The sequence below is a fragment of the Acidiferrobacterales bacterium genome (genome assembly GCA_028820695.1).
In the GTDB taxonomy this organism is placed as follows: Bacteria; Pseudomonadota; Gammaproteobacteria; order Arenicellales; family JAJDZL01; genus JAJDZL01.
In genome coordinates, this window is record JAPPIB010000026.1 from 14,279 (window position 1) to 27,255 (window position 12,977).

Genomic DNA, 12,977 nt, shown 5'->3' on the forward strand with positions numbered 1-12,977 from the left:
TTAATGCTTGGATGAAGCTTGTTTCATTGTCTGACTTGGAACGGCAACCCGGACGCTCGACAAACCCGGCGAATCCTGCGGACACCCACTGTCCTGACCCGTGCCGGGTCCAAAGACAACTTCAGATTCCTGCCAAATCTGATCCAATTGCTCAAAATCTTCAGGATTGTCCTCCAATTCGTCCAAAATCGCCTGCACAGCCTGTGACTCCGGCACCAGGGCTGCGAGGCCTTCGAGTGCCGCAAATGGCACTGCGTAGCTGCTGTCCCGCCGTTGCAAACGCTGCCCGAGCGCCGCAATGATATGCAGTGGCTGCGCCAACACATCCCGCGCTTCAGGCATCTCCATGGTTGACAGGTATTCCAGAAACAGCGGCAGATAGTCCGGCAGTTCCCGATTGGAGATCACCAGGCCCTTCTGCCTGTATTGCTCGGCAAGATCAACCATCGCCTGACCGCGTTCGCGGCTCTCTCCGTGAATGTGTTCGAATAGATGCAATGACAGACTCCGTGTGCGATCAAACAGCAGAACATAACGTTCCTGCAACTCATAAAGGTCGGTGTGCGAAAACTCGTTCAGAAATGCAGACAAGGATTCGATCAGCTCAGGAGCCAGCAACGCCTCTTCCCGGACCGCAGACTTCATATCGTCGACCGCCGCCTGCAGATCAACAGACGGATAAGACAGCACCGCCGACAATACCTTGAACGTCTTGATCATCGGATAAACTCCGTTGGCGTGCGCACCTTCTTGCGCACAGTGGTCGCAAAAATGTTGGTCGGTGATGTGCCTCCCGAGCAACCGTTGCCAAAACTGAATCCACACCCTCCGCGCAAGTCATAAGCGTCTTCGGCTGTTTCCCGATGGGCGGTCGGGATGACAAACCGATCTTCATAATTGGCAATGGCCATAAGTTGATACATGTCCTCGATTTGGCCGGGAGTCATCCCCACGCGCTGCGCGATCTCCATATTGATGACGCCATCGACCGTTTTGGACCGCATATAGCCCCGCATGGCAAGCATTCGTTCAAGCGCATTTGCAATCGGCTCTTCCTGACCCGCAGTCAGCAGATTCGCCAGATAGCGAATCGGAATGCGAAGCGAGCGAACATCAGGCATCTCACCATCAATGCCGATCTTGCCCGCTTGTGCTGAGGACTGAATCGGCGACAGCGGGGGCACATACCAGACCATCGGCAGGGTCCGATACTCTGGATGAAGCGGGAACGCAATCTTCCAGTCCATCGCAAGTTTCCACACTGGTGAGCGCCGGGCGGCATCCAGCCATGCCTCAGGTACCCCGTCTGCACGCGCCTGGGCAATCACCTCGGGATCATTTGGATCCAGAAACACATCAAGCTGCGCTTCGTACAAATCCTGTTCATCCTCCACCGAGGCCGCTTCACGAATCCTGTCGGCGTCATAGAGAATGACACCCAGGTATCGGATTCTGCCAACACAGGTCTCAGAGCACACCGTTGGCTCTCCAGCCTCAATTCTTGGATAGCAGAATATGCACTTTTCTGATTTGCCCGATGACCAGTTATAGTAAATCTTCTTATAGGGACAACCGGATACACACATTCTCCAGCCCCGGCACTTCTCCTGATCAATCAGGACAATGCCATCATCTTCGCGCTTGTAAATGGCACCGGACGGACAGGCCGCCACACAGGTCGGATTAAGACAGTGCTCGCAAAGTCGCGGCAAATACATCATGAATGTATTTTCGAACTGTCCGTAAATCTCCTTCTCGATGCCTTCAAAGTTATAGTCTTCGGACCGCTTGGAAAACTCACCGCCCAGAATCTCCTCCCAATTCGGACCCCACTCGATTTTTTCCATCCGCTCACCCGTTATCAGTGAGCGCGGGCGGGCGGTTGGCATTGCCTGACTTTCATCGGCAGTCTGCAGGTGCTCGTAATCGAAAGTGAACGGCTCATAATAGTCATCAATCTCCGGCAGGTCGGGATTGGCAAAGATGTTGGCCAGGATCCGCCACTTCGCACCCATGCGCGGCTCAATATCACCGGAACTCTTTCGCGTCCATCCGCCCTTCCATCGCTTCTGATTTTCCCAGTTCTTGGGATACCCGATACCCGGCTTGGTCTCCACATTGTTGAACCAGGCATACTCCATGCCTTCCCGGCTGGTCCAGACGTTCTTGCAGGTCACCGAGCAGGTATGACACCCAATGCATTTATCAAGATTGAGCACCTTGCCGATTTGAGCACGTACTTTCATTGTGCAGCCTCCATCTTTTCGGTAAACGGTCTTTCCATCCAATCGACCTTTTTCATTTTACGGACTATGACGAATTCATCGCGATTTGAGCCGACTGTGCCGTAATAGTTGAACCCCCAAGATTGCTGGGCATAGCCTCCGATCATATGAGTCGGTTTCAACACCGCACGAGTCACTGAGTTGTGGATGCCCCCGCGCTGACCGGTGACCGGTGAGCCGGGTACATTGACAATCTTTTCCTGGGCATGGTACATGAACAGCGTTCCCTCCCGTATACGTTGGGAAACTACCGCGCGGGCAACCAGCGCCCCGTTCACATTGTAAGCTTCCACCCAGTCGTTATCCGATATGCCCGCCTTGCGGGCGTCTGTTTCAGACAACCAGACAATGGGACCGCCACGCGACAGTGTCAACATCAGCAAGTTGTCCGTATAGGTTGAGTGAATGCCCCATTTCTGGTGCGGGGTGATGAAATTCAGCACCACCTGTGGCATACCGTCATCTTTTTCATCGATGATCGGCTTGATGGTCTTGGTATCGATCGGCGGACGGTAGACACACAGACTCTCACCGAACGCCTGCATCCACGCATGGTCCTGGTAAAGCTGCTGCCGTCCACTGAGCGTCCGCCAGGGGATCAGCTCATGCACGTTCGTATAACCTGCGTTGTAACACACACTCTCGGACTCAATCCCGGACCAGGTCGGCGATGAGATGATCTTTCTCGGCTGGGAGACAACGTCACGGAAACGAATTTTCTCGTCTTCCTTTGGAATAGCAAGATGCGCGTGGTCACGACCGGTCGCGCCTGAAAGCGCAGTCCAGGCCTTGACCGCAACCTCTCCATTGGTCTCAGGCGCCAGCGACAAAATGACTTCAGTGGCATCAATATCACTTTCAATCCGCGGCATGCCCTGTGTCGGTCCTTCGTCATTCACCACGCCATTGAGCTGTCCCAGATAGTCCACTTCATGCTCGGTGTTCCAGGCAATGCCCTTGCCGCCATTGCCAAGTTTGTTCATCAGCGGGCCCAGTGCCGTAAACCGCTTGTACACGTTGGGATAATCTCGCTCGACGACAGCAATCCCGGGCATGGTCCGGCCCGGAACGGGCTCAGTCTGCCCCCGCCTCCAGTCTTGAACTTCCAAGGGCTGGGCGATTTCCGCCGGAGTGTCGTGCAAAATCGGCACCAGAACAACGTCGGTCTCCACATCCAGCACCTCGGGCGCAACCTCGGAAAACTTCCTGGCAATGGATTTGTAGATCTCCCAGTCGCTGCGACACTCCCAGACCGGATCCACCGCTGAAGACAGCGGATGAATGAACGGATGCATGTCGGAAGTGTTCAGATCATTTTTCTCGTACCACGTCGCAGTCGGCAATACAACGTCCGAATACATGCACGTCGTCGACATCCTGAAGTCCAGAGTGACAAGCAGATCAAGCTTGCCCTCCGGTGCAGATTCGTGCCAAGCGACTTCCAGCGGCTTGTGTCCGCCGGTCTCGCCCAGATCCCGATTCTGCACACCGTGGCTGGTTCCAAGCAGATGCTTGAGAAAGTACTCATGTCCCTTACCCGAAGAACCAAGCAGATTGGACCGCCAGACAAACAGGTTTCTCGGCCAATTATCCGGGTCATCGGGGTCCTCACAGGACATGGGAAGCTCCCCGCTCTTGAATTTTTCAACAACAAAATCCGGAATTTCCATGCCCGCTTGCTTTGCCTGTCGGGCAATCGTCAATGGATTGGTCTTAAGTTGCGGCGCCGACGGCAGCCAGCCCATCCGCTCCGCCCGCACGTTGTAGTCAATCAAGGTACCGTCCCACGGGCCCTCGGGTGCCGTAGGCGAGAGTATCTCATCAATGCCCAGTGTCTCGTATCGCCACTGGTCGGTATGCGCATACCAGAATGATGTGGAATTCATCTGACGCGGCGGGCGTCCCCAGTCCAAGGCAAACGCAAGCGGCAGCCAGCCGGTTTGCGGCCGCAGTTTCTCCTGTCCGACATAATGAGACCAACCACCACCGGATTTGCCGACACAGCCACACATGACCAGCAGATTGATGATGCCGCGGTAATTCATGTCCATGTGAAACCAATGGTTCAATCCGGCACCAAGTATCACCATCGAGCGACCTTCCGTCTTTTCAGCATTCAGGGCAAACTCCCGCGCCACCGTCACAATCGTATCTGCCTGCACTCCTGTGATCGACTCTGCCCATGCCGGAGTGTAAGGCACATTGTCGTCATAGGAACTTGCAACATGATCGCCACCCAGTCCCCGATCAAGCCCGTAGTTTGAGACAAACAGGTCAAATACTGTAGCAACCCAGACCTCGCTTTCCCTCAGCTGAATACGCCTGGCCGCAACCCGACGCACCAACACATCAGGATGATCGGTTCCTTCAAAATAATCGTGTTGTCGATTGCCAAAATAGGGAAATCCAACCTCGACCACACCGTCCCGGGCCCCGTCATCCATATTGGTCAGGCGCAGTTCAACATCCGAACCGGAAGAATCCATGGACTCAAGATTCCATTTGCCCTTCTCACCCCAGCGAAACCCGACTGCGCCCAGCGGCACCACAACCTTTCCCGAAGCGCTGTCAAACGCAACTGTTTTCCATTCCGGATTGTTTGTCTCTCCCAGACAGTCGTCAAAGTCGGAAGCCCGCACCATTCGCTCAGCGACAAAGTGACCGTCTTTCTCCACCAGTCGCACCAGCATCGGCATATCCGAGTAACGACGACAATAGTCCGTAAAGTATTCACTGGAACGATCAAGATGAAACTCTCGCAAGATTACATGGCCAAGCGCCATCGCCAGCGCTGAGTCTGTCCCCTGTCTCGGACTCATCCACAGGTCAGCGAACTTCGCGGCCTCACTGTAGTCCGGAGAAACGACGACGGACTTGGCCCCTCGATAGCGCGCCTCGGTGTAAAAATGCGCATCGGGCGTACGAGTTTGCGGTACATTCGAACCCCACAACATGAGAAATCCGGAGTTGTACCAGTCCGCAGATTCCGGAACATCCGTCTGCTCGCCCCAGGTTTGTGGTGAGGATGGCGGCAGGTCGCAATACCAATCATAAAACGACATGCTGACTCCGCCGAGCAGAGACAAATATCGGGAGCCTGCCGCATAAGACACCATTGACATTGCTGGAATCGGTGAGAACCCGTTGATTCGGTCCGGTCCATGCGTCTTGATCGTGTAGGCATTGGCCGAGGCAATGAGTTCAGCAGCCTCATCCCAGTCGGCGCGTACAAACCCACCGTGACCGCGGACCTTGATATAGTCAGAACGCTTGTCAGGGTCCTCAACAATGGACTTCCATGCAGCGACCGGCTGCAGGGTCTTTCGGGCCTCGCGCCATGACTTCAGAAGTCGAGAACGTATCAGCGGGTATTTCAAACGGTTGCCCGAATACAGGTACCAGCTGTAACTCGCGCCGCGGGAACATCCTCGCGGCTCATGATTCGGCATCTCCGGACGCGTGCGCGGATAGTCCGTCTGCTGCGTCTCCCAGGTCACGATGCCGCCCTTGACAAAAATCTTCCAGGAGCACGAGCCGGTACAGTTCACGCCGTGGGTTGAGCGAACAATCTTGTCATGCTGCCAGCGGTTGCGATAGGTCGTTTCCCAATCCCTGTTTTCGTTTGTGGTGACCCCATGCCCATCAGAATAGGGTTGCGCAGACTGCTTGGTGAAAAAATTCAATCGATCAAGGAGAAAACTCATGACGCACTCCGCTTGCGTTTCAGATTATGACTTGGCAGCTGACGGGAAACCGGTCCCCTCATCTCATTTGCGTTCAATGTCATGCAAAAGCCCTCCTCTTCGGGTATAGACATACCATGTCAACAGTGCACAGGTAACATAGAATAACAAAAATCCCCACAACGCCGCGGTGGGTCCGCCGGTCAGGGATATCGACGTGCCATAGGATTTCGGAATGAAGAAAGCCCCGTACGCGGCAATTGCCGAGGTGAATCCAATGATTGCGGCGGACTCTTTTTCCGACTGCCTCTGACTGTCCTGCGCTGACAATGATGGCATCAGTTTCCGGACCTGGCCCGCCATGATGATCGGGATCATCTGGAATGTCGAGGCGTTGCCCACACCGGTTGCGAGAAACAATAGCATGAACATGGAGAAAAAGCCCCAGAATGCGCCCGGATGGTCCTTGATTCCAATGAAGTAAATCACACCGCCCACCGCAGCAATCATGAACAGGAATGTCCAGAACGTCACCCGTCCGCCGCCATAGCGGTCAGCAATCCATCCTGTGGCGGCACGGGACAGGGCACCGATGAGCGGACCGAGAAATACATACTGAAGCGAATCGACCGAAGGGAACTGGGTTTTCGCAAGCAACGGAAATCCAGCGGAAAATCCGATAAAGGATCCGAATGTGCCGGTGTAGAGCCAGCACATGATCCAGTTGTGCGTGCGCTTGAAGATGATCGACTGCTCTTTGAATGATGCCTTGGCCGACGAGATGTCGTTCATGCCAAACCAGGCCGCAGCGGAGGATACCAGCAAAAACGGCACCCAGATGAAGCCGGCGTTTTGCAACCACAACTGAGTCCCATCTGCAACCCCCTGCGGTGCACCACCCAACGCTCCGAAAACACCTGCTGTGATGATCAGGGGCACAGCAAACTGCATGACGCTGACACCGGCGTTTCCCAGACCCGCATTCATGGCCAGGGCCTGTCCTTTCTGGGCCCGCGGAAAGAAGAAGCTGATATTGGACATCGAGGAGGCGAAATTTCCACCACCCAGGCCACAAAGAAGCGCCAGCACGAGAAAGATAGCGTAGGGTGTATTGGGGTCCTGTACCGCATAACCGATGCCAATGGCCGGAATCAATAAGGACGCAGTGGAAACCGTGGTCCACAGCCGACCTCCAAATATCGGCACCATGAACGAATAAAAGATCCTCAGCGTGGCGCCGGATACGCCCGGCAGAGCGGCCAGCCAAAACAACTGATCCGTGGTGTAGTTGAACCCGATGGACGGCAGCTTGGCAACCACCACACTCCAGACCAGCCAGACGGCAAACGCCAACAGCAGACAGGGTATGGAGATCCAAAGATTGCGCTGGGCAATCCGACGACCGGTTGTTTTCCAAAAATCCTCATCTTCGGGATTCCATTCGTCCAATGTCGGTGACATTGCCTCAACGTGCCGGGTTTCGTGAATCTCTTCCATCTCAGGCAATTGCGGGAGTTCTTTCATTTTCTCGGGCAAGGCCTCTCGCTCCATGCGCAAGATCGAGACATGCATCCACATCAACGCCGCAGAGACCAATAGGAACAGCAACATGAAATTGGATGTCCAGATACCTGTCATGTCATTCATCACACCGAACGCCAGCGGCAGGACAAATCCCCCCAATCCCCCGATCATGCCGACAAGTCCACCCACCGCACCCACGTGGTTCGGATAGTACACAGGTATGTGCTTGAAGACTGCCGCCTTGCCCAATGACATGAAAAAACCCAGTACGAAGACGAGAATGACAAATGGCGCAAGACCCATGGACATCGAAAATGAAATCGGCCCATCAATGCCCTGAATAACATACTGAGTATCCGGATAAGACAATAGAAAGGTAAACAGAACACAGACACCGAATGTCCAGTACATGACTCGACGCGCACCATAGCGGTCTGACAACCTACCGCCATAGGCTCTGAATATGCTGGCAGGTATGGAATAAAAAGCAGCCAGCACACCGGCAGTCTTGATATCCAGACCGTACACCCCGACCAGATAGCGCGGCAGCCACAAAGCCAGCGCAACGAAAGCGCCAAACACAAAAAAGTAATACAACGAAAATCGCCAGACCTGGATGTTTTTCAAAGGCTCGAGCTCAAGCAGTGTCGAACGCGGCTTTTGTCCGGATTTGCGTCTGGCAACCACAACCGGATCGTCCTTGGTCGTGAACAGGAAGATGAATGCAATGACCACCAATGCAGCCGCCCAGATCAGGGCGACGGACTTCCAGCCGAAAGCGACCATCACAAACGGTGCGCTGAACTTGGTCACCGCGGCACCCACGTTGCCCACCCCGAAAATTCCAAGCGCTGAGCCCTGTCTTTCGGACGGATACCATCTGGAAACGTAGGCGATTCCGACCGCAAACGATCCGCCGGCCAGACCGACTCCCAGCGCCGCGACAAGCATCATTCCATACGAATCGGCCAGACTGAGAAGGCAGGTGGCGAATGCCGCTGCCAGCATGACGAAAAAGAAAACCATGCGGCCACCGTACTGATCCGCCCAGATGCCGAGAAAAATGCGGCTGAGTGAACCGGTGAGAATGGGCGTGCCCACCAAAAGCCCGAACTGCGTATCTGAAAGCCCCAGATCATCCTTGATCTGTACGCCGATAATTGAGAATATCGTCCAGACCGCAAAACAAACGGTGAACGCAACTGTACTGAGTCCCAGCGCCCAGTTTTGGTCGCCTTGAGTTACATCGGAATTTTCGCTGATCACGATTCTACCTTTCCTGCAAAATTTGCATTGTCCATATCCATAGTCTTGCTATTCTCTCGAGCGAACGGGACATCCCGTTCATTGAGATTGGAATCCATTCATGTTGACTTGCAGGCCTGCCAAGACTGAAGCAATAAGTTCTGTTTGTGGTCCCAAGCGGACATGATCAGATGAACCACAAGAACTTCAATAAGTCCCCTGCTGCACACGGGTAAATTATCCAACATCAAAATCAGCAATTTCAAGTGCGGAAAAGCCGGCTGTATCGCAATTCTCACCGAGCGACTGGTCGACTGCCTGACAACAGACATCATATGCGTTGAGCGAGGAGATGACCTTGACAACTCCCACTCAATCAAGTAAGGTTAGCCCTAACAAATAATTACTATAAATATTTCCAATCAATTGGAAATAAATTGGAGAGATGAATATTAGGCAAGAAAAGCCTAGCGAGGACTTCCGCTTTCGGGCGAACTACTACTATTTGCTCTCAAAATTGTTGGCTGAGCCCCCAGCGAAAGCCACGCTCAAGTCGGTCGCCCTGTTCGGCGTCTCCACCACCGAAGCCAGCAACAGATTTCTCCTCACCCTCAACGCACTCGCGGATGCCGCGCGCGACACAACCGATATCCAGACACTCGATGATGAGTATCACGATCTGTTCATCGGTGTGGGAAGGGGTGAGCTTGTTCCCTACGGGTCATGGTATGTGACCGGAATGCTGATGGACAAGCCCCTGAGCCTGATCCGTCAGGATCTCAAGGCGCTCGGCATTGAGCGGATCAAGAATAATCGGGAACCCGAGGACCATGTCGCAGCCCTGTTTGACATCATGGGCATCCTGATTGAGTGCGACGACGAATATCAGTTCAAAGCCCAGCAAACCATGTTCAAGAAACATCTCAGACCATGGATCAGAAGATTCTTCAAGGATCTCGCTGTAGCAAGAAAAGCGAATTTCTACAAAAAAGTCGGCGAATTCGGCATCGAATTTATCGACTTTGAAACCGAATACCTCGAGATGTCAGTTTGATTCGCAAGAGGAGGCCTGACTATCCTGGTATGTATGTGACGTCACTTAATGACATACAAGAGGAGGAACGCTATATGAAAAATAGCAAACTCGTTGACCGGGACTCCCGACGCAACGCCCTCAAGGGCATGGCGGTGCTTGGCGGTGCCGCTGCGATATCAGCCTCGACCTCTGTGTCGGCGGCAGATATCCAGCCTGAAAAGGAAAAAAGCGATGCGCCGAAGACTCTCGGTTATCACCAAACCGAGCATATTCGGGAATACTATCGGCTCGCTCGATTCTAAGGAGGTCATAAATTATGAAACTTGTTAGAAGCAGCGATAGTGGATCAGTATCCGGAATTGCCGCGATTGGTGAAGCTATCGATCGCCGAACGTTTCTGAAACGTTCCGGCGTCGCCCTAGGTGCGGGAGCTGCGGCCTCTGTGTTTGCGCCACAGTTGATGAGAAAAGCCCAGGCGGCCGCCGAAGGCTTCTCACCAATGGAAGGAGTGAACACGGAAATTCGCCGCAGTGTCTGTACGCACTGCTCCGTCGGATGCGGGGTTGTAGCCGAAGTTCAGAATGGAGTCTGGACCGGCCAGGAGCCAGATTTTGAGTCTCCGTTCAATCTCGGTTCGCACTGCTCGAAGGGCTCAACTGTCCGAGAGCATGGCATGGGCGAAAAGCGTCTTCGTTATCCTATGAAACTGGCCGGTGGCAAGTGGAAACGACTCAGCTGGGATGATGCGATCAATGAGATCGGCGACCAGCTGCTGGAAATCCGCGAGCAATCCGGACCGGATTCAGTCTATTGGCTGGGTTCAGCCAAGCATAATAACGAGCAGGCGTATCTTTTCCGCAAGATTGCAGCGATGTGGGGAACCAACAACGTTGACCATCAGGCGCGAATCTGTCATTCAACCACAGTCGCAGGTGTGGCAAACACCTGGGGCTACGGCGCGATGACGAACTCTTACAACGATATGCACAAGTCCAAGGCCATGTTCTTCATCGGCAGCAATGCCGCCGAAGCGCATCCGGTAGCGATGCAGCATATCCTGAGAGCCAAGGAAATGGGGTCCAAGATGATCGTTTGCGATCCTCGCTTCACCCGTACTGCCGCACACGCAGATCACTTCGTCCGGTTCCGACCCGGTTCCGACGTGGCACTGATCTGGGGCGTGCTGTGGCACATCTTCGAGAACGGCTGGGAGGATAAGGAATATATCCGTCAGCGCGTGTACGGAATGGACGAGATTCGCCAAGAGGTCGCGAGATGGACACCTGAGGAGGTTGAGCGAGTGACCGGCACACCACCGGAAGTCGTCAAGCGGGCAGCTGAGATCATGAATGAGAACCGACCGGGCACCATCGTATGGTGCATGGGCGGTACCCAGCACACGATCGGTAACAACAATACGCGTGCCTATTGCGTATTGCAGCTTGCGCTTGGCAATATCGGCAAATCCGGAGGCGGTGCCAACATCTTCCGTGGACATGACAATGTCCAGGGCGCCACCGACCTTGGCGTTCTTTCTCATACACTGCCAGGCTACTATGGGCTGTCCAACGGCGCATGGAAACACTGGTCACGTGTCTGGGATCTAGACCACGAATGGGTCAAGGGCCAGTTCGATGCCTCGGAAGTCGAAGGCGACGGAGGCAAGCCGGTCCATCCCATGAACTACAAAGGCATCCCCGTATCACGCTGGATCGACGGAATCCTTGAGGACAAGGACAACATCGGTCAGAGAGACAACGTTCGCGCAATGATCTACATGGGTCATGCGGTGAACAGTCAGACACGTGGTCCGGAGATGAAAAAGGCAATGGAAATGCTGGACCTTATGGTGATTGTGGATCCACATCCGACCCATGCAGCTGTGATGAACGATCGCACGGACGGCATTTACCTGCTGCCGGCGGCGACACAGTTTGAGACCTACGGCTCAGTAACCGCATCGAACCGCTCGATTCAGTGGCGCGATAAGATTATTGATCCGGTGTGGGAGTCACTGCCTGACCATACCATTCTCTACAAGCTGTCGAAGAAACTCGGGTTTCATCGGGAGTTTACCAAGAATATCAAGGTCAACAACGACGAACCGCTGATCGAAGACGTGACCCGGGAAATCAACCGGGGCATGTGGACGATCGGTTACACCGGTCAGAGCCCGGAACGTCTCAAGCTTCACATGGCAAACAAAGGCACGTTCAACACCACCACGCTGAAAGCCGAAGGCGGACCGGCGAACGGTGATTACTACGGCATGCCTTGGCCGTGCTGGGGTAACCCCGAAATGGGTCACCCTGGAACGCCGGTGCTTTACAACACCGAATTGCCAGTAGCTGAAGGTGGTCTTTGCTTCCGCGCCAGATTCGGAACTGAACGCGATGGAGTCAATCTCCTCGCCGAGGATTCGTATCCGGTCGGTTCGGAAATCCAGGACGGTCATCCTGAATTCACCGACAAGCTGCTCAAGCAACTCGGCTGGTGGAATGACCTGACTGACGATGAGAAACTTGCTGCAGAAGGCAAAAACTGGAAAACCGACCTGTCAGGCGGAATCCAAAGGGTCGCCATAGCCCATGGCTGCGCACCCTTCGGCAACGCCAAGGCACGCTCGATTGTCTGGACTTTCCCGGATGCGGTTCCGATCCATCGTGAGCCTCTGTATACTCCCGACAGGGAACTGGCAGAGAAATATCCGACCTATGCGGACAGGAAACGCTTCTATCGACTGCCCACGCGTTATGCTTCAATCCAGGCCGAAGACGTGTCCGGCGAGTATCCACTGATTCTAACCAGTGGAAGACTCGTTGAATACGAAGGCGGCGGAGAAGAGCAACGTTCCAATCCATGGCTTGCTGAACTGCAGCAGGACATGTTTGTCGAGGTCAATCCCAAGGATGCCAACGACAGTGGAATTCGCGATGGCCAGATGGTCTGGATCATGACACCGGAAGGTGCCAAGATACTTGTGAAGACCATGGTAACTAGGCGCGTGGCTCCCGGAGTCTTGTTTACACCCTTCCACTTCGGTGGTTGGTTCCAGGGCAAGGACCTGGTGGACAAGTATCCGGCAGGAACCGCTCCTTACGTCCGGGGTGAAGCTTGCAATACAGCATTCACCTATGGTTATGACTCAGTAACACAAATGCAGGAGTCGAAAGTCACTCTCTGCAAACTCAGCACCTAGCTAGG

At 54.2% G+C, this 12,977-nt stretch carries 7 protein-coding genes; 3 read left to right on the plus strand and 4 right to left on the minus strand.

Features of this window, described 5'->3' with window-relative positions:
* From narJ to OXI60_03565, 4 genes are all read right to left on the minus strand, one after another.
* Entirely contained in the window at positions 1–720 is a 720-nt protein-coding gene (narJ, locus tag OXI60_03550) for a nitrate reductase molybdenum cofactor assembly chaperone (protein ID MDE0308891.1), read from the minus strand.
* On the minus strand, positions 717–2,246 hold the full coding sequence (narH, locus tag OXI60_03555; GenBank protein MDE0308892.1) for a nitrate reductase subunit beta: 1,530 nt from the start codon (positions 2,244–2,246) through the stop codon (positions 717–719). Before narH ends, narJ begins: the two co-directional genes overlap by 4 nt.
* The gene (locus OXI60_03560; GenBank protein MDE0308893.1) at positions 2,243–5,989 is read right to left on the minus strand and encodes a nitrate reductase subunit alpha; all 3,747 of its coding nucleotides are present in this window, start codon (positions 5,987–5,989) and stop codon (positions 2,243–2,245) included. Before OXI60_03560 ends, narH begins: the two co-directional genes overlap by 4 nt.
* A 63-nt stretch (positions 5,990–6,052) precedes the next feature.
* A complete protein-coding gene (locus tag OXI60_03565) occupies positions 6,053–8,758 on the minus strand; it encodes an MFS transporter (GenBank protein ID MDE0308894.1) in 2,706 nt (901 codons plus the stop codon).
* Positions 8,759–9,182: 424 nt separating this feature from the next.
* On the opposite strand from OXI60_03565, the gene OXI60_03570 reads away from it, so the two are divergent.
* The 3 genes from OXI60_03570 to OXI60_03580 all read left to right on the plus strand — a co-directional run bounded on the left by OXI60_03570 (position 9,183) and on the right by OXI60_03580 (position 12,972).
* Positions 9,183–9,791, plus strand: a complete 609-nt coding sequence (locus OXI60_03570) for a molecular chaperone TorD family protein (protein MDE0308895.1) — start codon at positions 9,183–9,185, stop codon at positions 9,789–9,791.
* A 74-nt stretch (positions 9,792–9,865) separates the two neighbouring features.
* Positions 9,866–10,075: a twin-arginine translocation signal domain-containing protein gene (locus OXI60_03575; GenBank protein ID MDE0308896.1), complete on the plus strand. Its 210-nt coding sequence runs from the start codon at positions 9,866–9,868 to the stop codon at positions 10,073–10,075.
* Positions 10,076–10,089: 14 nt separating this feature from the next.
* Positions 10,090–12,972 carry a formate dehydrogenase subunit alpha gene (locus tag OXI60_03580; protein ID MDE0308897.1) on the plus strand — a complete coding sequence of 961 codons (2,883 nt, stop codon included), beginning with the start codon at positions 10,090–10,092 and terminating at the stop codon, positions 12,970–12,972.
* Positions 12,973–12,977 lie beyond the last annotated feature (5 nt).

What these genes read in the sequence shown, in the direction of transcription:
- narH (MDE0308892.1), bottom strand. Translation starts at nt 2,246, where the DNA reads ATGAAAGTACGTGCTCAAATCGGCAAGGTGCTCAATCTTGATAAATGC.
- OXI60_03580 (MDE0308897.1), top strand. Translation starts at nt 10,090, where the DNA reads ATGAAACTTGTTAGAAGCAGCGATAGTGGATCAGTATCCGGAATTGCC.
- OXI60_03570 (MDE0308895.1), top strand. Translation starts at nt 9,183, where the DNA reads ATGAATATTAGGCAAGAAAAGCCTAGCGAGGACTTCCGCTTTCGGGCG.
- OXI60_03560 (MDE0308893.1), bottom strand. Translation starts at nt 5,989, where the DNA reads ATGAGTTTTCTCCTTGATCGATTGAATTTTTTCACCAAGCAGTCTGCG.
- OXI60_03575 (MDE0308896.1), top strand. Translation starts at nt 9,866, where the DNA reads ATGAAAAATAGCAAACTCGTTGACCGGGACTCCCGACGCAACGCCCTC.
- narJ (MDE0308891.1), bottom strand. Translation starts at nt 720, where the DNA reads ATGATCAAGACGTTCAAGGTATTGTCGGCGGTGCTGTCTTATCCGTCT.